The sequence below is a fragment of the Klebsiella sp. MBT K-1 genome, assembly GCF_002556465.1.
Classification (GTDB): domain Bacteria; phylum Pseudomonadota; class Gammaproteobacteria; order Enterobacterales; family Enterobacteriaceae; genus Klebsiella; species Klebsiella grimontii.
This window is the reverse complement of sequence record NZ_PDEL01000006.1, coordinates 238279-264525: the sequence shown is the minus strand read 5'-3', so window position 1 is coordinate 264525 and position 26247 is coordinate 238279. Positions and strand designations below refer to the sequence as shown.

Genomic DNA, 26247 nt, shown 5'->3' with positions numbered 1-26247 from the left:
TGTTAAAGGTGTATAATAAGCGCTAAACTATTCAAATCATAAATAAAATGGAGAACGGGCATGCGCGTACTCGTGGTTGAGGATAACGCTCTCCTGCGCCATCACCTGAAAGTTCAGCTGCAGGAGCTGGGACATCAGGTCGATGCGGCGGAAGACGCAAAGGAAGCGGATTACTATCTGGGTGAACATGTTCCGGACATCGCCATCGTCGACCTTGGCCTGCCGGATGAAGACGGCCTTTCGCTGATTCGTCGCTGGCGCAGCCACGACGTGTCGGTGCCGGTGCTGGTGCTGACCGCGCGCGAAGGCTGGCAGGATAAAGTCGAGGTGCTGAGCGCCGGCGCGGATGATTACGTCACTAAGCCGTTCCATATCGAAGAGGTCGCGGCCCGCATGCAGGCGCTGCTGCGGCGTAACAGCGGCCTGGCGTCACAGGTCATCTCCATACCGCCTTTCCAGGTGGATTTATCGCGTCGCGAGCTGTCGGTCAACGACCAGCCCATCAAGCTGACGGCATTTGAATACACCATTATGGAAACCCTGATCCGCAACCGGGGCAAAGTGGTCAGCAAAGATTCGCTGATGCTGCAGCTCTATCCCGACGCCGAGCTGCGCGAAAGCCATACTATCGATGTGCTGATGGGACGACTGCGCAAAAAAATACAGGCTGAGTATCCGCAGGATGTGATTACCACCGTGCGCGGCCAGGGCTATCTGTTCGAACTGCGCGGATGAAAGGGCTACTGCGGCATATTCTGCCGCTGTCGTTGCGCGTCCGCTTTCTGCTGGCAACGGCCGCCGTGGTGCTGGTGCTATCGCTTTCCTATGGCATGGTCGCGCTGGTGGGATATAGCGTTAGCTTCGATAAAACCACCTTCCGCCTGCTGCGCGGCGAGAGCAACCTGTTCTATATGCTGGCGAAGTGGGAAAACAACACCATCGAAGTTGATATTCCCGATAACCTCAATATGCAGAGCCCCACGGTAACGCTGATTTACGACGCTCACGGCCAGCTGTTGTGGGCGCAGCGCGATGTTCCGTGGCTCGTCAAGCGTATTCAACCTGACTGGCTCAAAAATAACGGCTTTCATGAGATTGAGGCCGACGTAGACAGCAGCAGTATGCTGCAGCACAACAATCATGAGATTCAGCAACAGCTGGACGCCATCCGGGAAGAGGACGACGGCTCCGAGATGACCCACTCGGTGGCGATCAACATCTATCCGGCCACCAGCACCATGCCGCAGCTCAGTATCGTGGTTGTCGACACCATTCCGGTGGAGCTGAAGCGCTCCTATATGGTGTGGAGCTGGTTTATTTACGTCCTGGCAGCCAACCTGCTGCTGGTGATCCCGCTATTGTGGGTCGCGGCGTGGTGGAGCCTGCGCCCTATCGAATCGCTGGCCAAAGAGGTGCGCGAACTGGAGGAGCATCACCGCGAGATGCTCAACCCGAACACCACCCGGGAGCTTACGCGGCTGGTCAGCAATCTCAACCGCCTGCTGAAAAGCGAACGCGAACGCTATGATAAATACCGCACGACGCTGACCGACCTCACCCACAGCCTGAAAACCCCTCTCGCGGTGATGCAGAGCACGCTGCGTTCCATGCGCGGCGAGAAGCTGAGCGTCAACGAAGCAGAACCGGTGATGCTGGAGCAGATTAGCCGCATCTCGCAGCAGATTGGCTACTATCTGCATCGCGCCAGCATGCGCAGCGGCGGTTCGCTGCTCAGCCGCGAACTGCACCCCATCGCTCCGCTGCTCGACAGCCTGACCTCGGCGCTGAACAAAGTCTATCAGCGCAAAGGCGTGAACATTACCCTGGATATCTCGCCGGAAATTAGCTTTGTCGGCGAAAAGAACGATTTTATGGAAGTCATGGGCAACGTTCTCGATAACGCCTGCAAATATTGCCTGGAGTTTGTGGAAGTCTCCGTTCGTCAGACCAACGACAATCATCTGCATATTTTGGTTGAAGATGATGGCCCGGGGATCCCGGCAACGATGCGCAGCGCGGTGTTCGATCGCGGCCAGCGCGCCGATACGCTGCGCCCCGGGCAGGGCGTGGGCCTCTCGGTTGCCCGCGATATCGTTGCCCAGTACGACGGCCGTATCCTGGCCGAGGACAGCCTTCTCGGCGGCGCCTGCATGGAAGTGATTTTTGGCCGTCAGACCCTCGAAGATAAAGAGAGCTAAAACAGTCGGTTTTTTAACGGCGCCTGCATCATGCTGGTGCCGCATCCGTTATAATCCCTATCAGACACCTGCTGTGGAATATAAATATGGATTATCAATTAACGCTTAACTGGCCCGACTTTATCGAACGCTACTGGCAAAAACGCCCTGTAGTGCTAAAACGGGGCTTTGCTAATTTCGTCGATCCGTTAAGCCCGGACGAGCTGGCCGGACTGGCGATGGAGAGCGAAGTCGATAGCCGCCTGGTCAGTCATCAGGACGGTAAATGGCAGGTTAGCCACGGCCCCTTCGAGAGCTACGATCACCTGAGCGAGAATAACTGGTCGCTGCTGGTACAGGCGGTTAATAACTGGCACCAGCCAACGGCGGCGCTGATGCATCCGTTCCGCGCTCTGCCCGACTGGCGCATCGACGATCTGATGATCTCGTTTTCCGTCCCGGGCGGCGGCGTCGGTCCGCATCTCGACCAGTACGATGTGTTCATCATTCAGGGGACCGGCCGCCGCCGCTGGCGCGTGGGCGAAAAAGTGCCGATGAAACAGCACTGTCCGCATCCGGACCTGCTGCAGGTCGATCCGTTTGAAGCCATTATTGATGAAGAGATGGAGCCGGGCGATATTCTGTATATTCCGCCGGGATTCCCGCATGAAGGCTACTCGCTGGAAAATTCGCTTAACTATTCGGTCGGCTATCGCGCGCCAAATGCCCGTGAGCTGTTCAGCGGCTTTGCCGATTACGTTTTGCAGCGCGAACTGGGCAGCCAGCGCTACGCCGATCCGGACGTACCGTCTCGCGACCATCCTGCCGACATTTTGCCGGTTGAACTGGATCGTCTGCGCGAGATGATGCTGGGGCTGATTAACCAGCCGGAGCACTTTAAGCAGTGGTTTGGCGAGTTTATCACCCAGTCCCGCCACGAACTGGATGTCGCGCCGCCGGAGCCGCCGTATCAGCCGGATGAAATTTACGATGCGCTGCAGCAGGGGGACAAGCTGTCGCGGCTCGGCGGTCTGCGCGTGCTGCGGATTGATGGCGAGGTATTCGTCAACGGCGAGAAAATCAACTCACCGCACCGGCCGGCGCTGGATGCCCTGGCGACTCATCTGACGCTAAACGCAGAGCATCTCGGCGATGCGCTGGAAGATCCCTCCTTCCTCGCCCTGCTGGCCGCGCTAGTCAACAGCGGCTACTGGTTCTTTGAGGACTGAGCCATCTGTTTGCCCGGTGGCGGCTGGCGCCTTACCGGGCCTACGGGGTGTGCCGTGGATTAACCTTCCGCGCCGTCTGTTTCGCCCGGTGGCGGCTGACGCCTTACCGGGCCTACGGGGTTGTGCCGTGGATTAACCTTCCGCGCCGTCTGTTTCGCCCGGTGGCGGCTGATGATTTAACGAACTGGTGGGATAGATGACCGGGTCGGTAGGCCGGGTAAGGCGCCAGCCGCCACCCGGCGTTTTATCTACGCTCGCCGGCGTCAAAATCGGCAACATTCCCAGCCCAATCCGGGGGATACAACCCCGCGCGAACATCGCGGTGAAACGTTGAATACGGCCAGTCAATAACGTTCTTCACGTAGCCATGTTTCACCGGGTTAATATAAACGTAATCCACATGCCGACGATAATCATCTTCGTTACGGATCGCATGTTCCCAAAAACGCGGCTGCCAGACCTGGCGTATCGCCAAATCGCGGGAGAACGTTTTTTTAATATCCCGCCAGCGTCCCGAATAATCGCTATCCCCCTCCGGCAACGTCCAGATACAGTGCATCTGTTCGGGTAAAATAACCCACGCCTGAATCAGAAAAGGCTTTTTGCGTTTAGTGAAGATCGTCGCAGCGCGGAGTCGCTCAATATGACGAATAAGAAGATCGCTTTGTCTATTTTGTAGATTAACAGTGAAGAACCAGGTGCCGCCGGGAATAACGCTGCGGCGATAATTCGACATCAGAGGCTCCCTCCTCTTCGCCTAATACGGACCTTTTAGAACACAACCCCGACTATTTCGCCCGGTGGCGGCTGGCGCCTCACCGGGCCTATGGGATGGCATTCTACATTTGCCTACCGCACCGTCAGTTTCACCACCTCACCGGGCCGTAGCTTATAGAACCTTTATGCGCCGCGTTTCGCCGTCAGCTCGGCAATGCGTACAATCACCTGCACCGCCTTCTCCATGCCTTCAAGCGTCACAAACTCATGCTTCCCGTGGTAGTTATAGCCGCCGGTAAACAGGTTCGGGCACGGCAGGCCCATAAACGAGAGCTGCGCGCCGTCGGTACCGCCGCGAATCGGCTTTAACTGCGGTTCAATATCGCAATCCACCATCGCCTGGCGGGCGATATCGACCACGTGCGGGTGCGCCATCACCTTCTCATGCATATTGTAATAGCTGTCCTCAATGACCAGCTCGATATAGCAATCCGGATGAAGCCCCTTGCCGACCTTTTTGGCGATCTCCATCATCTTGCGCTTGCGGGCCTCAAACTGCTTCCGGTCAAAATCGCGGATGATGTAGTGCATATCTGCCCGATCGACGGTGCCTTTGATGCTGGCCAGATGGTAGAAACCTTCGTAGCCTTCGGTGGTCTCGGGCGCTTCGTCCGCTGGCACCTCGGCATGAATGCGCGCCGCCAGCGATAGGGCGTTCACCATCACCCCTTTCGCCGTGCCGGGATGAACGTTATTACCCACGATCTTAATCGTCACCGAGGCGGCGTTAAAGTTCTCGAACTCCAGTTCACCCACGCCGCCGCCGTCGACGGTGTAAGCCCAGCGCGCATCGAATGCCGCGACATCAAAATGCTTCGCCCCTTTACCCACCTCTTCATCCGGCGTAAAGGCGACGCGGATATCGCCGTGGGGAATATTCTTCGCTTTTAGCGTCGCCAGCGCGGTCATGATCTCCGCGATGCCCGCTTTGTCATCCGCGCCGAGCAGCGTTTTGCCATCGGTGGTAATCAGCGTCTGCCCGAGCAGCTGGTGCAGTACCGGGAACATCACCGGGGAGAGAACCTCGTCGCCAATACCGAGAGCGATATCACCGCCGCGGTAGTTTTCGACGATCTGCGGATTAACATTCTTACCGCTGAAGTCAGGCGACGTATCGACATGGGAAATAAAACCAACGGCCGGAATATCACCCTCAACGTTAGCCGCCAGGGTGCCCATGACCGTCCCTTTCTCACTCAGCGTCACGTTCACCAGTCCCATTTCTTGCAGCTGCGCCTGAAGCAGACGTAACAGCTTCCACTGACCTTCCGTGCTCGGTACCTGACGCACGCCAGGCTTCGACTGCGTGTCTAAAGAAACGTACTGCAAAAAACGCTCAAGCAATTTATCCATGTAGCCACCCTCTTCTTTTGTGACAACATTATTGATAAGCCGGAAAAGACAAATATTGCGTCAGGTCATTTTTAGCCCGGCAAATGAGAATTTAATCCATTTCGCACGATAATGTTGTAAAGGTAGCTCATCATAGCGCATCAATCATTGGCGATTACAATCGTTTGCCGTAGAATGCTCGGCCTTATTATTTTATGTGTCAAACCAAAGGTGGTTAACCACAAACCCCGCATCGGTAAGCTTTCCGCTGCGCCTACATGGGACAGAGTCAAAAATTGAATACACAACCGCGTTCGCGTTCTCCGCTGGTTCAGCTGGCGGGAATTCGCAAAAGCTTTGATGGTAAAACGGTAATATCCGACCTCAATCTGACCATCAACAACGGTGAGTTTCTCACCCTGCTTGGCCCCTCCGGCTGCGGTAAAACAACCGTTCTTCGTCTTATCGCCGGCCTGGAAAGCGTCGATAGCGGCCGAATCCATCTCGAAGATCACGATATCACCCATATCCCGGCGGAAAACCGCCACGTTAACACCGTCTTTCAAAGCTATGCGCTGTTTCCGCACATGACGGTGTTTGAAAACGTCGCCTTTGGCCTGCGTATGCAGAAAACCCCGGCCGCGGAAATTACCCCCCGCGTCCACGACGCCCTGCGTATGGTGCAGCTTGACGCGTTTGCCCAGCGTAAACCGCATCAGCTCTCCGGCGGCCAGCAGCAGCGCGTCGCCATCGCCCGCGCGGTAGTCAACAAACCGCGCCTGCTGCTGCTTGATGAATCTCTCTCCGCACTTGATTATAAACTGCGCAAGCAGATGCAGAATGAGCTGAAGGCGCTTCAGCGTAAGCTCGGTATCACCTTCGTCTTCGTGACCCACGATCAGGAGGAGGCGCTGACCATGTCCGACCGCATCGTGGTCATGCGCGAGGGTAAAATTGAGCAGGACGGCACGCCGCGCGAGATCTACGAAGAGCCAAAAAACCTGTTTGTCGCCAGCTTTATCGGCGAAATCAACATCTTCGATGCCACAGTCATCGAGCGGATCGACGAGCAGCGGGTGCGCGCCAGCGTCGAAGGCCGCGAATGCAATATTTACGTCAGCTTCGCCGTTGAAAAAGGCCAGCGGCTTAACGTTCTGCTGCGTCCGGAAGATCTGCGCGTGGATGAGATCCACCACAGTAACGATGCCGATGGCTTGATAGGCTATATCCGCGAACGCAACTATAAAGGCATGACGCTGGAATCGGTGGTTGAACTGGAAAACGGCAAAATGGTCATGGTCAGCGAATTCTTTAATGAAGACGATCCTGATTTTGACCACTCTCTCGACCAGAAAATGGCCATTAACTGGGTAGAAAGCTGGGAGGTTGTGCTGGCCGATGAAGAACACAAGTAAATTCCAGAATGTGGTGATCGCCACCATCGTGGGCTGGCTTGTGCTGTTCGTCTTTTTGCCCAACCTGATGATCATCGCTACCAGCTTCCTGACCCGCGACGATACCAACTTCGTTAAGCTGGTCTTTACGCTGGATAACTACGCGCGCCTGCTCGACCCGCTCTACTACGACGTGCTGTTGCATTCGTTGAATATGGCGCTGCTGGCGACGCTGGCCTGCCTGGCGCTCGGCTACCCTTTCGCCTGGTTCCTGGCAAGGCTGCCGGAGAAAGTGCGCCCGCTGATGCTGTTTCTGCTGATCGTGCCGTTCTGGACCAATTCGCTGATTCGTATCTACGGGCTGAAGATTTTCCTCAGCACCAAGGGCTACCTCAACGAATTTTTGCTGTGGCTGGGGGTCATCGATACGCCGCTGCGCATCATGTACACCCCCTCGGCGGTCATTATCGGCCTGGTCTATATTCTGCTGCCGTTTATGGTGATGCCGCTCTACTCCAGCATCGAGAAGCTCGACCGCCCGCTGCTGGAAGCGGCGAGAGATCTTGGCGCCAGTAAGCTGCAAACCTTTATCCGCATCATCATTCCGCTGACTATGCCGGGCATTATCGCCGGCTGCCTGCTGGTGATGCTTCCGGCGATGGGGCTGTTCTACGTTTCCGACCTGATGGGCGGCGCGAAGAACCTGCTGATCGGCAACGTGATTAAGAGCCAGTTCCTCAACATTCGCGACTGGCCGTTCGGCGCGGCGACCAGCATCACGCTGACGCTGGTGATGGGCCTGATGCTGCTGATTTACTGGCGCGCGGCGCGCTTACTGAATAAAAAGGTGGAGCTGGAATGATTGGTCGACTGCTGCGCGGCGGCTTTATGACCGCCATTTACGCGTATCTCTACATCCCCATTATTATTCTGATCGTGAATTCGTTTAACAGTTCGCGCTTTGGCATCAACTGGCAGGGTTTCACCACCAACTGGTATAGCCTGCTGATGAATAACGACAGCCTGCTGCAGGCGGCGCAGCACTCGCTGACCATGGCGGTGCTGTCGGCCACCTTCGCCACCCTTATCGGCTCGCTGACCGCCGTAGCGCTCTACCGCTATCGCTTTCGCGGCAAGCCGTTCGTCAGCGGGATGCTGTTCGTGGTGATGATGTCGCCGGATATCGTGATGGCGATTTCGCTGCTGGTACTATTTATGCTGATCGGCATTCAGCTGGGATTCTGGTCGCTGCTGTTTTCGCATATCACTTTCTGCCTCCCCTTCGTGGTGGTCACGGTGTTTTCGCGCCTGAAAGGCTTCGATGTACGCATGCTGGAAGCCGCAAAAGATCTCGGCGCCAGCGAACTGACCATTCTGCGAAAAATCATTTTACCGCTGGCGCTGCCCGCGGTGGCCGCGGGGTGGCTGCTGAGCTTTACCCTGTCGATGGATGATGTGGTGGTTTCTTCATTCGTCACCGGGCCGGGCTATGAGATCCTGCCGCTGAAGATTTATTCGATGGTTAAAGTGGGGGTATCGCCAGAGGTTAACGCGCTGGCGACCATTCTGTTGGTTCTGTCGCTGGTGATGGTTATTGCCAGCCAGTTAATTGCACGTGATAAAACTCAGGGGACGTTAAAATGAAAAAATGGTCACGCCACCTGCTCGCTGCGGGCGCTCTGGCAGTCGGGATGAGCGCCGCGCATGCGGACGATAGCAAAACGCTCTATTTCTACAACTGGACCGAGTATGTCCCGCCGGGACTGCTGGAGCAGTTCACCAAAGAGACCGGCATCAAGGTTATCTATTCGACCTACGAATCGAATGAAACCATGTACGCCAAGCTCAAAACCTATAAAGACGGCGCCTACGACCTGGTGGTGCCGTCCACCTACTTCGTCGACAAAATGCGCAAAGAGGGCATGCTGCAGAAGATCGATAAGAGCAAGCTGAGCAACTTCGGCAATCTTGACCCTGAAATGCTCAACAAACCCTTCGACCCGAACAACGACTACTCGATTCCGTACATCTGGGGCGCGACGGCCATTGGCATCAACAGCGACGAGATCGATCCCAAAACCGTCACCAGCTGGGCGGATCTGTGGAAGCCAGAGTATAAGAGCAGCCTGCTGCTCACCGACGACGCGCGCGAAGTGTTCCAGGTAGCGCTGCGTAAGCTGGGTTACTCCGGCAATACTACCGATCCCAAAGAGATCGAGGCGGCCTATAACGAGCTGAAAAAGCTAATGCCGAACGTGGCGGCGTTCAACTCGGATAACCCGGCGAACCCGTATATGGAAGGCGAAGTAAACCTCGGCATGGTATGGAACGGCTCCGCGTGGGTCGCGCGTCAGGCCGGTACGCCGCTGGAAGTGGTGTGGCCGAAAGAAGGCGGCATCTTCTGGATGGATAGCCTGTCGATTCCGGCAAACGCCAAAAACGTCGACGGCGCGCTGAAGCTGATCAACTTCCTGCTGCGCCCGGAAATCGCCAAACAGGTAGCGGAAACCATCGGCTACCCGACGCCAAACCTGGCCGCGCGTAAGATGCTGAGCCCGGAAGTCGCCAATGATAAATCGCTCTACCCGGACGCCGCGACGATTCAGAAAGGCGAATGGCAGAACGATGTCGGCAGCGCCAGCACCCTGTATGAAGAGTATTATCAGAAACTGAAAGCGGGTCGTTAATTTCGCCATACTGCCGGGCTTCGGCCCGGCAGTATGCGCTTATCCCGGTAGGCGTTATTGGCGCACGAATAACGCACAGAAGCCGGACGTACACGCAGCACGTGAGGATTGTCTCGCTACGCTCGCCCTCCGGGCCGCCCTGAAGGGCGTTCAAAATACTTCCGTATTGTGTCAAGCACTGCCCAGGTCCAAAATGGCCAGTGAAAGAGTCCTGATGGGATAGGCTCTAAGATGTGTTACAAGGGTTAGTTATCCTGTTGTTCTGTTTTTCAATCTGTCACCAGGCTTTCCCCAGCCTGGGTGAGAGTGAATTACGGCGGCGGCTTTTTTACGACCCGTCAGAGGCCTACTCTTTGCGCTTTCCCTTACGTTTATTTGCGGCGTCGGTGACATAGTTCAGCGGCTTCCAGAGCGCTGCTATCGTAATAAGCGTACCGAACGCGGCGATATCGCCCTGTGCGCTCTGGCCGACCAACAGCAGATAGAGCAGATGAAACAAACATGAAGCGGCGGATCCGATACCGAGAAAAAAACAAATAATAAACAGGATATTTCGGCTATCGGAAAGACGGGGCAGGCAATACTGACTCCACAGCCCAACCCCAACTGCGGCAATAAAAATAATGAAAGATATCACTAACGGGCTATCCATAGCCGCTCCTGTTTTCCATTGCGATTTATCAAAGACGTGGCGTCGACCTGGCGACCTCATGCAGCAATTTTTCCACAAACCTCGGTACTTCTTCGCTTGCCAGGCCATAGTGCTTTTCAGCAAATTCGCTGCCCACCTGGCTTGGTTCGAGGTTTAGCTCAACCGTATGGGCGCCCTGCAGCCGCGCTTCGTGGACAAAGCCGGCCGCCGGATAAACGTGCCCGGAAGTGCCGATGGCGATAAAGATATCGCACTCGGCCAGCGCCAGGTAGATTTCATCCATATCCAGCGGCATCTCGCCGAACCACACCACGTGCGGGCGCAGCGGCGCGGGAAACTGGCAGCAGTGGCATTTATCCTCCGTGGTCACATCGCCGGTCCACTCCAGCACCTGCCCACTCCACGAGCAACGCACCTTCAGCAGTTCGCCGTGCATGTGTATTATCCGCCGGTTACCCGCGCGTTCGTGTAGATTATCGATATTCTGGGTCACCAGCAGGAAATGGTCGCCCAGCGCCTCTTCCAGCCGCGCCAGCGCCTGATGCGCCGCATTGGGCGCAATGTCAGGGCTTTGCAGCTGGCGGCGGCGGTCGTTGTAAAACGCCTGTACCAGCGCCGGGTCGCGGGCGAAACCTTCCGGCGTCGCCACGTCTTCCACCTGATGCTCTTCCCACAGACCATCTGCGGCGCGGAAGGTTTTAATTCCCGATTCCGCCGAGATGCCCGCGCCGGTTAGCACCACGACTCTTGGTTTTTCCATCGTTTCAGGTGTCTCCTTATCTTCGCCGAAGAAAATCCGCTGGCGCAAACGGTCTCGTAACCGGCGCTTGTTGCGGCGAAATCGGCTTAATCGGTGTAAGCGGCGCGACTGCATAGCTACCTCTGTCGTTATTGAGTCAGATGAAGGAAGGCCGCACCGCGCATACCTCCGGCATCGCCATGACGCGCGCGCTCAATACGCGGCACGCTGGCAACGGGAAGCAGATGTCGCGGCAGGCGCTGCGCCAGCCCTTCGGTTATTGCAGTAAAGTTAGACAATCCTCCGCCAAGCACCAGCAGATCGGGGTCGACAATGGTTAAAATATTGCCCAGACACACCGCCAGCAGATCGAGATAGCGCTCAACGTGCTCGCGCGCCTTCGCGTCTCCCTGTTGCCAGAGCGCGACGATCTCGGGTGAGGTTAAGGATTGTTGATAAAAGTGTTGGTATAACCAGGCGAAACCGCGCCCGGAAAGATAGTTTTCAATACAGCCCAGCTGACCGCAGCCGCAGCGGGTCAGAGGAAAATCACGCCCTACCACTTCCAGCGCATCCACCGGCAGGCGGATATGGCCGAATTCGCCGGTAATATAGCGATGCCCGGTAATCGATTTACCGTTAAGCACCAGACCGCCGCCAACCCCGGTGCCGAGGATCAGCCCCATCACCAGCGGATATTGCGTAAATTCATCGTCCCACGCTTCGGAGAGGGCAAAACAGTTGGCGTCGTTATCAAGGCGCACGTCGCGCCCCAGACGCTCGCTCAGATCGGCCCGCAGGCGCCTGCCGCTGGCGGCGGGCACGTTGGCGGCGTACAGCGTGCCGTCTTCAGTTTCCGGCATTCCCGGAATACCAATGCCCACCGAGCCCTGGCAGCCAAAGCGCTGGTCAGCTTCCTGTACCAGCGCTTCTACCGCCTGCAAAAATGCTTCGTAGCTCTCTTTCGGCGTGGCGACGCGTTTTTCCCACTGCAGCCGCCGCGCTTTATCAAATATGCCCAGCGCTATCTTGCTGCCGCCAATGTCAAATCCATAGTACATTTCAGCAATTCCTCTTTACTGGTCAGCAAAGCCGACCATGACGATAAATTACTGGCCACTCAGCACCCTCGCCGGGTCAATGCGGCTGGCGCGGCGGGCGGGATACCAGCTGGCCAGCAAACTCAGCAACAGTGCCGTCACCAGCACGTAAACGACGTCCAGCCAGTGCAGTTCAGACGGCAGGAAGTCAATAAAATAGATGTCGCCGGAGAGGAATTTATGCCCGATCAGGTTCTCAATACCGTTAATGATTGCGGTCAGCTTGAAGGCGCAGATAACGCCAATCGCCACCCCAATCAGGCTCCCTACCGAACCGGCAAGTAAACCATACCATACGAAAATCGCGCGGATCAGCCCGTCTTTTGCGCCAAGCGTGCGCAGCACCGCAATATCGCCGCTTTTATCCTTCACCGCCATCACCAGGGTCGAGACGATGTTAAAGCAGGCCACGCCGATCACCAGCACCATCGCGAGGTACATAATGGCGCGGATCATCTGGATGTCGCGGTACATATAGCCATAGGTGCCTATCCAACTCTTAATGTATACGTAGCTGTTGGTCACTTCGCCGGCATCGCGCACCAGGGTGTTCGCGTGGAACACATCGGTGACTTTAATGGCGATACCGGTCACGCTGCTGCCCATTTCAAGGTACTGCTGCGCATCCTGCATGGGGATCATGGCAAAACTATGATCGAGCTGGCCGCTGAGCTGCAAAATACCGGTAACGTGGAGCCTGACGCGCTTTGGCTGCAGCAGCTGGTGGTCGGCATCCGAGTTGGGGATCATGATTGACACCCAGTCGCCCTGCTTAACGTGCAGCGCATCGGCGACGCCTTTACCGAGGATCACCTGCTGCTCTCCTGCTTTAAAGCTGGCCCACGCGTTGTTCTGCACAAAGTTGGGTAGCGAACTGAGGCGGCTCTCCTGCTGCGGATCGACGCCCTTTACCTGGATGGCGCGCATGTTGCTGCCGCTCTCCACCAGCCCGGTGAAGTTAATGTAAGGCGCCGCGGCAACGATGCCTTTGACCTTTTCAACCTTCGCCAGCGCTTCGTTCCAGTTGTTCCACGGCTGGTTCACCGGCTCAATTTCACCGTGCGGCACCACCGCCAGAATGCGGTTGTTGAGCTCGCGCTCGAAGCCGTTCATGGCGCTCAGGCCAACGATCAGCACCGCCACGCCTAGCGCAATGCCGATGGTCGAGATAACTGAAATCAGCGAAACCATCCCTCCGCGCCGCCGTCCGCGGCTAAAGCGCAGGGCAATCAATAATGATAACGGAGAAGCCATTACTCAGCCCCCATCAGGGAGAGTTCGGCGGTCAGGCGCCCGTCGCGCATCTCCAGCTGGCGGCTCATCCGTTTTGCCAGCTGCAGGTCGTGGGTCACCACCAGAAAGGCGGTGCGCTGCGCCACGTTCAGTTCGCCAAGCAGCTGAAAAATGCTGTCGGCGTTGCGGGCATCAAGGTTACCGGTAGGTTCATCCGCCAGCACCAGCCGCGGTTTATTGACCAGCGCGCGGGCAATCGCTACGCGCTGACGCTCGCCGCCGGAGAGCTCCGACGGGCGGTGGTCGCTGCGGTGCTCAAGCCCGACGGCGCGCAGCATCGCTTTCGCCTGACGCTCAATATCCGCCGCCTTCTGTTTACCGATTAACAGCGGCATCGCCACGTTTTCCAGCGCGGTGAAATCCGGCAGCAGGTGGTGAAACTGATAAATAAAGCCCAGCTCGCGGTTGCGCAGATCGGCGCGCGCGGCGGCTGAGAGTCGGCTCATCGACTGACCGGAAAAGATAACGTCGCCGGAGGTCGGCGTATCCAGCCCGCCAAGCAGATGCAGCAGCGTACTTTTGCCGGAACCGGAGGTGCCGACAATCGCCATCATCTCGCCCTCTTCAATGCTGAAGCTGACATCATGCAACACGTCGGTTTGCACGCTGCCTTCCTGATAGCGTTTGCACAGGTTGTCGCATTGCAGCAGGATCTTATTCATAACGTAAAGCCTCAGCGGGTTGAGTGGCGGCAGCGCGCCATGAAGGATACAACGTAGAGAGTAATGCCAGCGCCATTGCCACCAGGGCAATCACGATCACCTGTAGCGGCTCAATGGCTACCGGCAGCGCGGCGCCGTCGAGGAACGCGCCGATAATCGGCATCAAATTATTCAGCTGGCTGGCAAGCAGCGCGCCCAGTCCGGCGCCAAGCAGCGCGCCGACGATCCCGGCGCTCGCGCCCTGGACCATAAAGACCAGCATGATCTGCCGCGGCGTCAGGCCGAGAGTCTGGAGGATCGCCACCTCGCCCTGCTTTTCCATGACCATCATGCCTAGCGAGGTAATGATGTTAAAAGCGGCGACGGCGACGATCAGGCTCAACAGCAGGCCCATCATATTTTTTTCCATCCGCACGGCCTGGAACAGCTCGCCTTTACGTTCGCGCCAGTCCTGCCATTTGGTCCCTTCCGGTAGCGTCTGCTGGCTGAGGGTATCCACCTGTAAAGGCTGATTCAGCCACAGCCGCCAGCCGGTAATATTCCCCTGCGGATAGCGCATCAGGCGCGAAGCGTCGTCAATGTTGGTCAACATCTGATAGCCATCGACTTCGCTGTTGGCGGCAAAGGTGCCGATCACGTTAAACAGACGCTGGCTGGGAACCCGCCCCATCGGGGTGAACTGGCTGGCGGAGGGCACCATCACGCGGATCTGGTCGCCGCGATTGACGCCCAACTGCCCTGCCAGCTGCTCGCCCAGGATGACGTTATACTTTCCGGCCTGCAGATCGCTCTGCTTGACGTTAACCAGGTAAGGCGTCAGGGGATCTTTTTGCGCCGGGTCGATGCCGAGCATTACGCCAACCGCCACGCTGCGGGCGCTTTGCAGCACCACATCGCCGGTGGTCAGCGGCGCCACGCGGGTGACGCCCTGTAATCTGGCCGCGCTTTCCGGCAGCTGTTGCGGGTTTATGGACCCCTGCTTGGCGCTAAGGATGGCCTGCGGCATCAGCCCCAGGATGTTATTTTGCAGCTCGCGCTCAAAGCCGTTCATCACCGACAGAACGGTAACCAGCGCCATGACGCCAAGCGTAATGCCAATGGTCGAGAGCCAGGAGACGAAACGACCGAAGCGGTCGGCTGCGCGCCCACGCATATAGCGAAGGCCGATAAAGAGTGCGGCAGGTTGATACATGTCATCCATCTGATTGCTGATAGCCGATGCCCGAGTATATAAGCGATTATGAGCAGCGTAAATGACTGATACCTGTAGATTTTATTGGCAATAATAACAAAAATTCAATATAAACAACAAGATAGACAAGCAAGTCGTTATTTAACTTTACGCTTATCGGAGTTCGTTACATTTCTGGCCAAAACATGACCTTTGCGATACGGGTTGGCGAATCCGGGTCAATCGCGGATAATCTCACTATTGAATATCAGCGAGTTGCCCTCCATATCGGCAGAGCGAATACCCAAGAGATCATGATACCGTCTATGCCTGAACAATACCGATACTCTCTGCCGGTTAAAGCCGGCGATCAGCGCCAGCTTGGCGAACTTACCGGCGCGGCCTGCGCCACTCTGGTGGCGGAAATGGCCGAGCGCCACGGCGGCCCGGTGGTACTGATTGCCCCCGATATGCAAAACGCCCTGCGTCTGAACGATGAAATCAGGCAGTTTACCGATAGCATGGTGGCGGGCCTCGCGGACTGGGAAACGCTCCCCTACGATAGCTTCTCCCCGCACCAGGACATTATCTCTTCGCGTCTCGCTACCTTATACCAGCTCCCGACGATGGAACGCGGCGTATTAATCATTCCGGTCAGCACCCTGATGCAGCGCGTCTGTCCGCATAATTTCCTCCACGGCCACGCGCTGGTGATGAAAAAAGGCCAGCGGCTGTCGCGGGATGCGCTGCGCGCCCAGCTGGATAGCGCCGGCTATCGTCACGTCGACCAGGTGATGGAGCACGGCGAGTACGCCACCCGCGGCGCATTGCTTGACCTGTTCCCTATGGGCAGCGAGCAGCCCTATCGTCTCGATTTTTTTGATGATGAGATAGATAGCCTGCGTCTGTTCGACGTCGACAGCCAGCGTACGCTGGAGGAAGTCGCCAGCATCAACCTGCTTCCGGCGCACGAATTCCCGACGGATCAGGCCGCCATCGAGCTGTTCCGCAGCCAGTGGCGCGACCGCTTTGAGGTCAAACGCGACGCCGAGCATATTTATCAGCAGGTCAGTAAAGGCACGCTGCCTGCGGGGATCGAATACTGGCAGCCGCTGTTCTTTAACGAGCCGCTGCCGCCGCTGTTCAGCTATTTCCCGGCGAAAACGCTGATCGTTAACACCGGCGATCTGGAAGCCAGCGCCGAACGTTTCCAGAACGAAACGCGCGCCCGCTTTGAAAACCGCGGCGTCGATCCGATGCGCCCGCTTTTGCCGCCGGAGCAGCTGTGGCTACGCAGTGATGAACTGTTTAGCGAGCTGAAAAAATGGCCGCGCGTACAGCTCAAAACCGAGCGTCTGGCGGAAAAAGCCGCCAATACCAACCTCGGCTACCAGAAACTACCCGAGCTGGCGATCCAGGCGCAGAACAAAGCGCCGCTGGATAATCTGCGTCGCTTCCTCGAGTCCTTCAGCGGGCCGGTGATTTTCTCGGTCGAGAGCGAGGGGCGTCGCGAGGCGCTCGGCGAAATGCTGGCGCGCATTAAAATCGCGCCAAAGCATATCCTGCGTCTTGAAGAGGCGACGGCTAACGGCCGCTATCTGATGATTGGCGCGGCAGAGCATGGCTTTATCGATAGCCAGCGGAATCTGGCGCTGATTTGCGAAAGCGATCTGCTGGGCGAGCGCGTCGCCCGCCGTCGTCAGGATTCACGCCGCACCATCAATCCGGACACCTTAATCCGTAACCTGGCGGAGCTGCATATCGGCCAACCGGTGGTGCATCTTGAGCATGGGGTTGGGCGCTACGCCGGCATGACCACGCTTGAGGCGGGCGGGATTAACGGCGAATACCTGATGCTGACCTACGCGAACGACGCCAAACTGTACGTGCCGGTATCGTCGCTGCATCTGATTAGCCGCTACGCCGGCGGCGCGGAAGAGAATGCGCCGCTGCACAAGCTGGGCGGCGATGCGTGGGCGCGAGCGCGGCAAAAAGCCGCCGAAAAGGTGCGCGACGTGGCCGCCGAGCTGCTGGATATCTACGCCCAGCGCGCGGCAAAAGCGGGCTACGCATTTAAACATGATAAAGAGCAGTATCAGCTGTTCTGCGACGGCTTCCCGTTCGAAACCACGCCCGATCAGGCGCAGGCCATCAACGCCGTACTGAGCGATATGTGCCAGCCGCTGGCGATGGACCGCCTGGTGTGCGGCGACGTTGGCTTCGGCAAGACGGAAGTGGCGATGCGCGCCGCGTTTCTGGCGGTGGAAAACCATAAGCAGGTGGCGGTGCTGGTGCCTACCACCCTCCTCGCCCAGCAGCACTTCGATAACTTCCGCGATCGCTTCGCCAACTGGCCGGTGCGCATTGAGATGCTCTCGCGCTTTCGGAGCGCTAAAGAGCAGGCGCAGATCCTTGAGCAGGTCGCGGAGGGGAAAATCGATATTCTTATCGGCACCCATAAGCTGCTGCAGCCGGACGTTAAGCTGCGCGATCTCGGCCTGCTGATTGTCGATGAAGAGCACCGCTTTGGCGTACGCCACAAAGAGCGCATTAAGGCAATGCGCGCCGACGTCGATATCCTGACCCTGACCGCGACGCCGATTCCGCGAACGCTGAATATGGCAATGAGCGGTATGCGCGACCTCTCGATCATCGCCACGCCCCCCGCACGGCGTCTGGCGGTCAAAACCTTCGTTCGCGAATATGACGCGCTGGTGGTACGTGAGGCGATCCTGCGTGAGGTGCTGCGCGGCGGCCAGGTCTACTATCTCTATAATGACGTCGAGAATATTCAAAAAGCGGCGGAAAGACTCGCGGAGCTGGTGCCGGAAGCGCGTATCGCCATTGGCCACGGGCAGATGCGCGAACGCGAACTCGAACGGGTGATGAACGATTTCCACCACCAGCGTTTTAACGTGCTGGTATGTACCACCATTATCGAGACCGGGATCGACATTCCGACGGCGAACACCATTATTATCGAGCGCGCCGATCACTTCGGGCTGGCTCAGCTGCACCAGCTGCGCGGCCGCGTCGGGCGTTCGCATCATCAGGCCTACGCATGGCTGTTGACGCCGCATCCAAAAGCGATGACCACCGATGCGCAAAAACGCCTTGAGGCTATCGCGTCGCTGGAAGATCTCGGCGCCGGATTCGCGCTGGCCACCCACGACCTCGAAATTCGCGGCGCGGGTGAACTGCTGGGCGAAGATCAGAGCGGCTCCATGGAAACCATCGGCTTCTCTCTCTACATGGAGCTGCTGGAAAATGCCGTTGACGCGCTAAAAGCCGGACGCGAGCCCTCGCTGGAGGATCTCACCAGCCAGCAGACCGAAGTTGAGCTACGGATGCCGTCGCTGCTGCCGGACGACTTCATCCCCGACGTCAATACGCGCCTGTCGTTCTACAAACGCGTTGCCAGCGCGAAGAACGAGATTGAGCTGGAGGAGATCAAAGTCGAGCTTATCGATCGCTTTGGCCTGCTGCCGGATCCGGCAAGAAACCTGCTCGACATCGCCCGACTGCGCCAGCAGGCGCAGAAGCTAGGGATCCGTAAGCTGGAGAGCAACGAAAAAGGCGGCACCATTGAGTTTAACGAGAAGAATAACGTTAACCCGGTGTGGCTGATTGGTCTGTTGCAGAAGCAGCCCCAGCACTATCGCCTGGACGGCCCGACGCGTCTGAAGTTTATGCAGGATCTCGCCGAGCGTAAAACGCGGATGGAGTGGGTGCGCCAGTTTATGCGCCAGCTGGAAGAGAACGCTACCGCCTGATAGCATTCGGGATACGGTCCGCGCGCCGTATCCCGCCCCTCCCCGCCTGTGCGGCAAAATTTACAAACATTTTGCAATCCCTCTGAACTTCCAGACACTCGTTTCACCATAATCTCAGGGACTTTTCGTATAAAAATAACCACTTACTTATTATGGAAATTAGAGTGATGAAAAGCTTTTCGCGAATTTCTCTCTGGCTGGGGATGATAGCTATCGCCACCGCGCTGGCGCTGCCCGCTCGCGCCAATACCTGGCCCCTGCCGCCGCCGGGCAGCCGTCTGGTCGGGCAAAACCAGTTCCACGTGGTCGAGAATAACGGCGGCTCGCTCGAAGCGATCGCTAAAAAGTATAACGTCGGTTTTCTGGCCCTGCTCCAGGCGAACCCCGGCGTGGACCCTTATGTTCCGCGAGCCGGTAGCGTGCTGACGATTCCGCTGCAAACTCTGCTGCCTGACGCGCCGCGAGAAGGGTTAGTCCTTAACCTCGCCGAACTTCGCCTCTATTACTATCCGCCAGGAAGAAGTGAAGTGACCGTGTATCCTATCGGCATCGGTCAGCTCGGCGGTGATACCATCACGCCGACAATGGTCACCACCGTCTCCGACAAACGCGCCAACCCGACCTGGACGCCAACGGCCAATATTCGCGCCCGCTATAAAGCCATGGGCATCGATCTGCCCGCCGTGATGCCCGCCGGCCCGGATAACCCGATGGGGCACCACGCCATTCGCCTGGCGGCGTACGGCGGCGTGTATCTGCTGCACGGTACTAATGCCGATTTCGGCATCGGCATGCGCGTCAGCTCCGGCTGTATTCGCCTGCGCGATGACGACATCAAAGCGTTGTACAACGAAATAACCCCGGGAACGAAGGTGACGATTATCAATACGCCAATCAAGGTTTCCGTTGAGCCGAACGGCGCCCGCCTGGTGGAGGTGCATCAGCCGCTGTCGAAGCATATCGATGACGATCCGCAGACGCTACCGATCGTCCTCAATGACATCATGCAAGCGTTCAAACAGGCGCAGCTGACCGATACCGAGGTAATGGAACGCGCAATGACGCTGCGTTCGGGTATGCCAATTGATGTCACCCGCCACCATCGCGTCACGGAGCAGTCGCTATAGTTTCCTGAATCGTTGACGAAAAAAAACCGCCTACAGTTCACTGGGGCGGTTTTTTTATGGCAATAATCAAACAGGGTACTGCTTTTTTGCGGGTTGCGGCGCCAGATAAGGGGTGGGCGCCGCTTCGCGTCAGAGACAACGCTTTCTTACTTCACGCGGACTGCTGAAGGGGGTCAGATCCGCGCGTGGTCAGTGGCATAACAGGAGTAGCGTGACAATTATTTGTAAATAACCGCAGTCCCGTGAAGGGTGTTAGGACCTGTGACTGACGTAATACGGTAAGAGGTTGCGCCCATCTCTTCCGCCTTTTGCGCCAGCTGATCTTCCAGCGAACCGAGGTTGGTCCCGGCTGAGGCGGAAACGGTACCGATTTTATGCTGACCCGCCGGCGTTGACTGGACTTCGACAGCGGCAAAGCTGGCGAATGAGAGTGAGCTAAGAACCGCGGCGATGGCAAGCGTTTTAACGTTTTTCATGATTGTTATACCTGTGCAGATGAATGTTATTGTAGGGGCGAACGCATTTAATTAACGATCGATAGGGAAATAATAATGTGATCCACATCACACGTCAAACGATTTTTATAACGACCGTTTAACTATTTATAAAAAGCATAAAATTCATACATATATGAATTATTTATTTTTAGACCGACATCGCTGGCAGCACGTAAGGTTTATTTTTATAATGGCCTTTCAACAAACCAACATAGGTACAGCGGCACCATGACAACTGACGTTCAAAGTTGCACGAAAAAAAGCCGTGGCCGACCTAAAGTGTTCGACAGGGAAGCGGCGCTGGATAAGGCCATGACACTCTTCTGGCAGCACGGCTATGAAGCCACCTCTCTCGCCGATTTAGTGGAAGCAACGGGCGCCAAAGCGCCTACGCTCTACGCAGAGTTTGTGAATAAAGAGGGGTTGTTTCGCGCGGTGCTGGATCGCTATATCTCCCGCTTTGCCGCCAAACACGAAGCGCTTCTTTTTGATGAGGAAAAAAGCGTCGATCGGGCGTTACGCGATTATTTCACCGCCGTCGCGACCTGCTTCACCAGTAAAGAGACGCCGGCAGGCTGTTTTATGATCAATACCTCCGCGGCGCTGGCGGCGGCGTCAACCGACATCGCCAATACCGTTAAGTCGCGGCACGCGATGCAGGAACAGACCCTTACGCAGTTTCTGCAGCAGCGTCAGCTGCGCGGCGAACTCCCGGCAGAGGGCGATGTGCGTCAGTTGGCCCAGTTCCTTAACTGCATATTACAAGGCATGTCGATCGGCGCACGCGAAGGCGCCGATTTCACTAAAATCATGCAAATCGCCGAGACCACGCTGCGCCTGTGGCCCCAGGTTCTTCAGCGCTAAGGCCTCGCTCACCGGTGGGCTCCCACCGGTTCCCTCCCCCTTAATCCCTACATAACGTCATGTTTTCAGTGATTTATTTTGTGCATTTCACGAGAATGATATTGATAACAATAATCAATACGGGCAAAATTCAGCTTTAAACATTTCTGTTTATTTCACCGTGTAACAACCGGTACGCCCGTATCGGAAAACTAAAACAACGATATCGTAAGCCCTTAATAATTCGAGTTGCAGGACAAGGCACGTGTGCCTTGAACTGCGCTAGCGCTGGCCCCGTAGGGGCGAGTAACGCGCCTGCGACTTGGAGAATGACGGGTATAAACTCATAAAAGGAATGAGCATGAACAAGCGTCTCTGGGTACTAAACCCACTGCTGCTGGCAACCGCCCTGCCCGCCTGGGCGGCTGATGACAACATGATCGTCAGCGCTAACCGAACGCACCGTACCGTCGCAGAAATGGCCCAGACCACCTGGGTTATTGAAGGCCAGGAAATTGAACAGCAGGTTCAGGGCGGTAAAGAATTCAAAGACGTGCTGGCGCAGCTGATCCCCGGCATCGACGTCAGCAGCCAGGGACGCACCAACTACGGCATGAATATGCGCGGCCGCGCGATCGTCGTCCTGATCGACGGCGTTCGCCTTAACTCCTCCCGTACCGACAGCCGCCAGTTAGACTCTATCGATCCGTTTAACATTGAACACATCGAGGTGATCTCCGGCGCAACATCCCTGTACGGCGGCGGCAGTACCGGCGGCCTGATTAATATCGTCACCAAAAAGGGCCAACAGGAGCGCCAGGTCGATCTGGAGCTGGGGGGTAAATCCGGTTTTGCCAACAGCAACGACCATGATGAACGCGTGGCGGCCGCGGTAAGCGGCGGCACAGACCACGCATCCGGTCGTTTATCGGTCGCTTATCAGCGTTTTGGCGGCTGGTATGACGGTAACCACGATGCGCTGCTCCTGGATAATACCCAAACCGGGCTTCAGCATTCCGATCGTCTGGATGTGATGGGAACGGGAACCATTGAGATTGACGAGAACCGCCAGCTGCAGCTGGTGACGCAGTACTATAAAAGCCAGGGCGACGATTACGGCCTGTACCTGGGGAAAAATATGTCGGCGGTGACCGGCGACGGCAAAGCTTTTACTACCGACGGTCTGAATTCCGACCGCGTCCCCGGCACCGAACGCCACCTGATTAGCCTGCAGTACTCCGATGCCGATTTCCTCGGGCAGAACCTGGTCAGTCAGGTCTATTATCGCGATGAATCCCTGACCTTTTATCCTTTCCCGACGCTCAGCAAAGGCCAGGTCAGCAGCTTCTCGTCTTCAAAGCAGGATACCGATCAGTACGGCGCGAAAATCACCCTGAATAGCCAGCCGCTGGACGGCTGGGACCTGACCTGGGGAGTCGACGCCGACCATGAAACCTTCAACGCCAATCAGATGTTCTTCGATTTGGGCCAGTCGATGTCTTCCGGCGGCCTGAACAATCAGGCCATCTTCACCACCGGCCGTTACCCGGGCTACAGCATCACCAACCTGGCGCCGTTCCTGCAGTCCAGCTATGACCTGAACGATATCTTCACTATCAGCGGCGGCGTGCGTTATCAGTGGACGGAAAACCGGGTCGATGATTTTGTCGGCTATGCCCAGCAGCAGGATGTCGCCAGCGGCAAGGTTAGCTCGGCGGATGCCATTCCGGGCGGAAAAACCGATTACGATAACTTCCTGTTTAATGCCGGGATTGTGGCGCATCTCACCGACCGTCAGCAGACCTGGTTTAACTTCTCCCAGGGCGTTGAGCTGCCGGATCCGGGCAAATACTACGGCATCGGTAAATACGGCGCGGCGGTCAATGGCCATCTTCCGCTGCTCTCAAGCGTCAACGTTGGCGATTCGCCGCTGCAGGGGATTAAAGTTAACTCCTACGAACTGGGCTGGCGCTACACCGGCGATAATTTGCGTACCCAGCTGGCGGCTTACTACTCGACCTCCGATAAAACCATCGTCGTTAACCGTACCGATATGACCATCGATGTGCAGTCCGATAAGCGCCGTATTTATGGCGTAGAGGGCGCGGTGGATTACTACTTCCCGAACAGCGACTGGAGCGCCGGGGCTAACTTTAACGTTTTGAAATCACAGGTGAAGAGCGATGGCAGCTGGCAGAAGTGGGACGTCACTCTCGCCTCGCCGTCAAAGGCCACCGCCTGGGTTGGCTGGGCGCCGGAACCGTGGTCGCTGCGGGTGCAGAGCCAGCAGGTGTTTGATATAAGCGATGCCAGCGGCAATAAGCTCGATGGCTACAATACCGTCGACTTTATCGGCAGCTACGCGCTCCCTGTCGGCAAGCTGACCTTCAGCATCGAGAACCTGCTCAATGAAGATTACGTCACCGTATGGGGCCAGCGCGCGCCGCTGCTTTACAGCCCGACCTACGGCAGCAGTTCTCTATACGAGTACAAAGGTCGCGGCCGTACCTTCGGCCTGAACTACGCTCTGAGCTTCTGATAAAAAAAGCCCCTCGGCCAGAGAGCCTGAGGGGCTAATAAAGATATACATCTTTTTTACGCTTTGTTAGTCAGAATCAGCTGGCCATTGCTGTCCAGCGGGATTTGCGTACCGGGGTCGCGATCCATACGGATTTTGCCCTGCTGATCGCCGATTTTGTAAGTGACGTCATAGCCGAGCATTTTCTCTGATTTGTCGTACACCGTTTTACAGCGCTGCTGCGTCGTGGTGTAGGTATCCCCTTCCTGCATAGAGCCCTGAATCTGGTTACCGGCATAGCCGCCGCCCAGCGCGCCCACGACGGTGGCAACGTCGCGGCCGCGTCCGCCGCCGAACTGATGACCAATAACCCCACCGGCCACCGCGCCTAAGACGGAACCGGCGATGCGGTTTTCATCCTGCACCGGTCGACGATGGGTTACGGTGACGTTACGACACTCCTGACGCGGGGTTTTGACGCTCTCTTTTATCGGCGTACTGGACACTACCTGGGCATACTGCGGGCCGCGGTCTAACACGTTAAGACCGGCAACGGCTGCGACGCCCAGCGCGGCAGCCACGCCAATTCCTATACCCGCCAACATTGATTTATTCACGGGACTTCCTCCTTCGTTGCTATTGCCTGTAATTTTGCAACCCAGCCATCAGGCTTGCAAATAAGAAAGCGGATGAAAAGTGCGTGAACGTACGGCAAATCAATGGGATTCGGAGGAATCCGAGAGGGTTTTCCGGGAAGGACAGGAGGATATTCTGTCGATTGTTCTCATCATTCGACAGGAAAACGGGCGGTCAAAACCTTCTGGCTTTACCGCCCATAGACATTAATGCAGCTTCAGGCGCGGACGAATAATGCGGTTGATACGTCCAACCAGCATCATCAGGCCGGTTTTAAAGTAACCGTGCAGCGCAATCTGGTGCATGCGATACAGAGAGATATAGACGAAACGCGCAATACGCCCTTCGATCATCATTGAACCGCGCATCAGGTTGCCCATCAGACTGCCAACGGTGGAATAGTTAGAGAGCGACACCAGCGAGCCGTGATCTTTATAGGTATAAGCTTTCAGCGGTTTACCTTTCATCTGCGCCACAATATTGTACAGAGCGCAGGTCGCCATCTGGTGCGCGGCCTGAGCGCGCGGCGGGACAAAACCGCCTTCCGGGCGGGCGCAGGACGCGCAGTCGCCGATAGCGTAGATATCCGTGTCGCGAGTCGTTTGCAGGGTCGGCTCAACTACCAGCTGGTTGATACGGTTGGTTTCCAGACCGCCAATCTCTTTCATAAAGTCCGGCGCTTTAATCCCCGCCGCCCAGACCATCAGGTCAGCGTGGATAAATTCGCCTTCTTTCGTATGCAGGCCGTTAGCATCGGCGCTGGTGACCATGGTTTTGGTCAGTACGCGAACGCCAAGCTTGGTCAGCTCGCTGTGCGCGGCGCCGGAAATGCGCGGCGGCAGCGCGGGCAGAATGCGCTCGCCGGCTTCAACCAGCGTGACGTTCAGGGCTTCATTGGTCAGCCCTTTATAGCCGTAGCTGTGCAGCTGCTTCACCGCGTTATGCAGTTCGGCCGACAGCTCGACACCGGTCGCGCCACCGCCAACGATAGCGATATTCACCTTGCCGTTCGCCCCGAGATTCGCCGAATACTTGAGGAACAGGTCCAGCATTTCCTGGTGGAAACGACGCGCCTGATGCGGATTGTCGAGGAAAATGCAGTTCTCTTTCACGCCTGGCGTGTTGAAGTCGTTCGAGGTACTTCCCAGCGCCATCACCAGCGTGTCGTAAGGCAGCTTACGCTCGGGCACCAGCAGCTCGCCCTTCTCGTTATGCAGCTCGGCAAGGGTGATCGTTTTGGTTTCGCGGTTAATATCCACCACCGACCCCAGCTGGAACTGGAAGTCGTGGTTACGGGCGTGAGCAAGGTAGCTCAGCGCGTCTACACCTTCATCAAGTGAACCGGTCGCCACTTCATGCAGCAGCGGTTTCCACAGGTGGCTGTGGTTACGATCGACCAGCGTAATTTTGGCCTTTTTATTACGGCCCAGCTTTTTCCCCAACTGGGTAGCCAGCTCCAGCCCACCGGCACCACCACCCACAATCACTATTTTTTTCAATGGTGTAGTCACGCGACCCCCTAAAATTATTAACCAATTGTTAATTAAAAGTTATACATATAACCTTTAGTTAACAACAGGTTACGGCAGTGAAACCATTCAGCGGGATCGAGAATAACATGAACGGTGCATTGGTCATAC

The 26247-nt window shown here is 56.8% G+C and carries 23 protein-coding genes; 12 read left to right on the top strand and 11 right to left on the bottom strand.

The window, feature by feature from the left end; all coding sequences use genetic code 11:
• Positions 1-60 precede the first annotated feature (60 nt).
• The 3 genes from phoP (at position 61) to CMQ96_RS11090 (ending at position 3406) form a co-directional block, all read left to right on the top strand.
• A complete protein-coding gene (phoP, locus tag CMQ96_RS11100; protein WP_004101181.1) occupies positions 61-735 on the top strand; it encodes a two-component system response regulator PhoP in 675 nt (224 codons plus the stop codon).
• A complete protein-coding gene (phoQ, locus tag CMQ96_RS11095; RefSeq protein ID WP_024359527.1) occupies positions 732-2198 on the top strand; it encodes a two-component system sensor histidine kinase PhoQ in 1467 nt (488 codons plus the stop codon). The genes phoP and phoQ overlap by 4 nt, the downstream gene beginning before the upstream one ends.
• Positions 2199-2284: 86 nt before the next feature.
• The gene (locus CMQ96_RS11090) at positions 2285-3406 is read left to right on the top strand and encodes a cupin domain-containing protein (protein ID WP_004131462.1); all 1122 of its coding nucleotides are present in this window, start codon (positions 2285-2287) and stop codon (positions 3404-3406) included.
• Between the two features lie 244 nt (positions 3407-3650).
• Here CMQ96_RS11090 and CMQ96_RS11085 read toward each other — a convergent pair whose 3' ends face one another.
• Positions 3651-4142: a hypothetical protein gene (locus tag CMQ96_RS11085; RefSeq protein WP_098066803.1), complete on the bottom strand. Its 492-nt coding sequence runs from the start codon at positions 4140-4142 to the stop codon at positions 3651-3653.
• Between the two features lie 164 nt (positions 4143-4306).
• On the bottom strand, positions 4307-5536 hold the full coding sequence (gene pepT / locus CMQ96_RS11080) for a peptidase T (protein ID WP_098066802.1): 1230 nt from the start codon (positions 5534-5536) through the stop codon (positions 4307-4309).
• A gap of 257 nt (positions 5537-5793) precedes the next feature.
• Here pepT and potA point away from each other — a divergent pair, with 257 nt between their 5' ends.
• The 4 genes from potA to potD are packed head-to-tail and all read left to right on the top strand — an operon-like array spanning position 5794 to position 9596.
• Positions 5794-6930, top strand: a complete 1137-nt coding sequence (potA, locus tag CMQ96_RS11070) for a spermidine/putrescine ABC transporter ATP-binding protein PotA (RefSeq protein WP_004138358.1) — start codon at positions 5794-5796, stop codon at positions 6928-6930.
• Positions 6914-7771 (top strand): spermidine/putrescine ABC transporter permease PotB, encoded by an 858-nt coding sequence (gene potB / locus CMQ96_RS11065; RefSeq protein ID WP_004131456.1) that lies wholly within the window; start codon positions 6914-6916, stop codon positions 7769-7771. Before potA ends, potB begins: the two co-directional genes overlap by 17 nt.
• The gene (potC, locus tag CMQ96_RS11060) at positions 7768-8553 is read left to right on the top strand and encodes a spermidine/putrescine ABC transporter permease PotC (protein WP_004138360.1); all 786 of its coding nucleotides are present in this window, start codon (positions 7768-7770) and stop codon (positions 8551-8553) included. Before potB ends, potC begins: the two co-directional genes overlap by 4 nt.
• The gene (potD, locus tag CMQ96_RS11055) at positions 8550-9596 is read left to right on the top strand and encodes a spermidine/putrescine ABC transporter substrate-binding protein PotD (RefSeq protein WP_024359528.1); all 1047 of its coding nucleotides are present in this window, start codon (positions 8550-8552) and stop codon (positions 9594-9596) included. Before potC ends, potD begins: the two co-directional genes overlap by 4 nt.
• Positions 9597-9942: 346 nt before the next feature.
• Here the strand turns inward: potD and CMQ96_RS11050 are convergent, their stop codons facing one another.
• Genes CMQ96_RS11050 through lolC form a run of 6 tightly spaced genes read right to left on the bottom strand, consistent with a single transcriptional unit; the run spans position 9943 to position 15234 of the window.
• Positions 9943-10248, bottom strand: a complete 306-nt coding sequence (locus CMQ96_RS11050) for a hypothetical protein (protein WP_004138364.1) — start codon at positions 10246-10248, stop codon at positions 9943-9945.
• Between the two features lie 28 nt (positions 10249-10276).
• Positions 10277-11122: a Sir2 family NAD+-dependent deacetylase gene (gene cobB / locus CMQ96_RS11045; RefSeq protein WP_098066801.1), complete on the bottom strand. Its 846-nt coding sequence runs from the start codon at positions 11120-11122 to the stop codon at positions 10277-10279.
• A gap of 14 nt (positions 11123-11136) precedes the next feature.
• On the bottom strand, positions 11137-12048 hold the full coding sequence (gene nagK, locus CMQ96_RS11040) for an N-acetylglucosamine kinase (protein WP_024359531.1): 912 nt from the start codon (positions 12046-12048) through the stop codon (positions 11137-11139).
• 48 nt (positions 12049-12096) lie between these two features.
• Positions 12097-13341, bottom strand: coding sequence for a lipoprotein-releasing ABC transporter permease subunit LolE (lolE, locus tag CMQ96_RS11035; protein ID WP_024359532.1), 1245 nt, complete (start codon positions 13339-13341; stop codon positions 12097-12099).
• Entirely contained in the window at positions 13341-14042 is a 702-nt protein-coding gene (gene lolD, locus CMQ96_RS11030) for a lipoprotein-releasing ABC transporter ATP-binding protein LolD (protein WP_004138368.1), read from the bottom strand. Before lolD ends, lolE begins: the two co-directional genes overlap by 1 nt.
• Positions 14035-15234 (bottom strand): lipoprotein-releasing ABC transporter permease subunit LolC, encoded by a 1200-nt coding sequence (gene lolC, locus CMQ96_RS11025; RefSeq protein WP_004131430.1) that lies wholly within the window; start codon positions 15232-15234, stop codon positions 14035-14037. The genes lolD and lolC overlap by 8 nt, the downstream gene beginning before the upstream one ends.
• A gap of 305 nt (positions 15235-15539) precedes the next feature.
• Here lolC and mfd point away from each other — a divergent pair, with 305 nt between their 5' ends.
• On the top strand, positions 15540-18986 hold the full coding sequence (gene mfd, locus CMQ96_RS11020) for a transcription-repair coupling factor (protein WP_098066800.1): 3447 nt from the start codon (positions 15540-15542) through the stop codon (positions 18984-18986).
• 167 nt (positions 18987-19153) lie between these two features.
• On the top strand, positions 19154-20113 hold the full coding sequence (locus tag CMQ96_RS11015) for a L,D-transpeptidase family protein (RefSeq protein ID WP_004138369.1): 960 nt from the start codon (positions 19154-19156) through the stop codon (positions 20111-20113).
• A gap of 218 nt (positions 20114-20331) precedes the next feature.
• On the opposite strand, the gene bhsA is transcribed toward CMQ96_RS11015, so the two are convergent.
• Positions 20332-20589, bottom strand: a complete 258-nt coding sequence (bhsA, locus tag CMQ96_RS11010; protein ID WP_004131427.1) for a multiple stress resistance protein BhsA — start codon at positions 20587-20589, stop codon at positions 20332-20334.
• A gap of 124 nt (positions 20590-20713) precedes the next feature.
• Here bhsA and CMQ96_RS28640 point away from each other — a divergent pair, with 124 nt between their 5' ends.
• The 3 genes from CMQ96_RS28640 (at position 20714) to CMQ96_RS11000 (ending at position 23992) form a co-directional block, all read left to right on the top strand.
• Positions 20714-20842 (top strand): hypothetical protein, encoded by a 129-nt coding sequence (locus CMQ96_RS28640; protein WP_176518987.1) that lies wholly within the window; start codon positions 20714-20716, stop codon positions 20840-20842.
• Positions 20839-21474 carry a TetR/AcrR family transcriptional regulator gene (locus CMQ96_RS11005; RefSeq protein ID WP_024359537.1) on the top strand — a complete coding sequence of 212 codons (636 nt, stop codon included), beginning with the start codon at positions 20839-20841 and terminating at the stop codon, positions 21472-21474. The genes CMQ96_RS28640 and CMQ96_RS11005 overlap by 4 nt, the downstream gene beginning before the upstream one ends.
• A gap of 340 nt (positions 21475-21814) precedes the next feature.
• Entirely contained in the window at positions 21815-23992 is a 2178-nt protein-coding gene (locus CMQ96_RS11000) for a TonB-dependent siderophore receptor (protein ID WP_049089979.1), read from the top strand.
• Between the two features lie 56 nt (positions 23993-24048).
• On the opposite strand, the gene CMQ96_RS10995 is transcribed toward CMQ96_RS11000, so the two are convergent.
• Both CMQ96_RS10995 and CMQ96_RS10990 read right to left on the bottom strand, forming a co-directional pair.
• The gene (locus CMQ96_RS10995; protein ID WP_004131424.1) at positions 24049-24588 is read right to left on the bottom strand and encodes a glycine zipper 2TM domain-containing protein; all 540 of its coding nucleotides are present in this window, start codon (positions 24586-24588) and stop codon (positions 24049-24051) included.
• A gap of 225 nt (positions 24589-24813) precedes the next feature.
• On the bottom strand, positions 24814-26118 hold the full coding sequence (locus tag CMQ96_RS10990) for an NAD(P)/FAD-dependent oxidoreductase (RefSeq protein ID WP_064411145.1): 1305 nt from the start codon (positions 26116-26118) through the stop codon (positions 24814-24816).
• Between the last annotated feature and the right edge of the window lie 129 nt (positions 26119-26247).

Bases quoted from the DNA above. Each gene is read 5' to 3' on its own strand.
- nagK (WP_024359531.1), bottom strand. From the start codon at position 12,048: ATGTACTATGGATTTGACATTGGCGGCAGCAAGATAGCGCTGGGCATA.
- pepT (WP_098066802.1), bottom strand. From the start codon at position 5,536: ATGGATAAATTGCTTGAGCGTTTTTTGCAGTACGTTTCTTTAGACACG.
- potC (WP_004138360.1), top strand. From the start codon at position 7,768: ATGATTGGTCGACTGCTGCGCGGCGGCTTTATGACCGCCATTTACGCG.
- CMQ96_RS11085 (WP_098066803.1), bottom strand. From the start codon at position 4,142: ATGTCGAATTATCGCCGCAGCGTTATTCCCGGCGGCACCTGGTTCTTC.
- lolC (WP_004131430.1), bottom strand. From the start codon at position 15,234: ATGTATCAACCTGCCGCACTCTTTATCGGCCTTCGCTATATGCGTGGG.
- phoQ (WP_024359527.1), top strand. From the start codon at position 732: ATGAAAGGGCTACTGCGGCATATTCTGCCGCTGTCGTTGCGCGTCCGC.
- CMQ96_RS11015 (WP_004138369.1), top strand. From the start codon at position 19,154: ATGAAAAGCTTTTCGCGAATTTCTCTCTGGCTGGGGATGATAGCTATC.
- mfd (WP_098066800.1), top strand. From the start codon at position 15,540: ATGCCTGAACAATACCGATACTCTCTGCCGGTTAAAGCCGGCGATCAG.
- cobB (WP_098066801.1), bottom strand. From the start codon at position 11,122: ATGCAGTCGCGCCGCTTACACCGATTAAGCCGATTTCGCCGCAACAAG.
- CMQ96_RS11005 (WP_024359537.1), top strand. From the start codon at position 20,839: ATGACAACTGACGTTCAAAGTTGCACGAAAAAAAGCCGTGGCCGACCT.
- potD (WP_024359528.1), top strand. From the start codon at position 8,550: ATGAAAAAATGGTCACGCCACCTGCTCGCTGCGGGCGCTCTGGCAGTC.
- CMQ96_RS11000 (WP_049089979.1), top strand. From the start codon at position 21,815: ATGAACAAGCGTCTCTGGGTACTAAACCCACTGCTGCTGGCAACCGCC.
- potA (WP_004138358.1), top strand. From the start codon at position 5,794: ATGGGACAGAGTCAAAAATTGAATACACAACCGCGTTCGCGTTCTCCG.
- lolD (WP_004138368.1), bottom strand. From the start codon at position 14,042: ATGAATAAGATCCTGCTGCAATGCGACAACCTGTGCAAACGCTATCAG.
- lolE (WP_024359532.1), bottom strand. From the start codon at position 13,341: ATGGCTTCTCCGTTATCATTATTGATTGCCCTGCGCTTTAGCCGCGGA.
- bhsA (WP_004131427.1), bottom strand. From the start codon at position 20,589: ATGAAAAACGTTAAAACGCTTGCCATCGCCGCGGTTCTTAGCTCACTC.
- CMQ96_RS11090 (WP_004131462.1), top strand. From the start codon at position 2,285: ATGGATTATCAATTAACGCTTAACTGGCCCGACTTTATCGAACGCTAC.
- phoP (WP_004101181.1), top strand. From the start codon at position 61: ATGCGCGTACTCGTGGTTGAGGATAACGCTCTCCTGCGCCATCACCTG.
- potB (WP_004131456.1), top strand. From the start codon at position 6,914: ATGAAGAACACAAGTAAATTCCAGAATGTGGTGATCGCCACCATCGTG.
- CMQ96_RS11050 (WP_004138364.1), bottom strand. From the start codon at position 10,248: ATGGATAGCCCGTTAGTGATATCTTTCATTATTTTTATTGCCGCAGTT.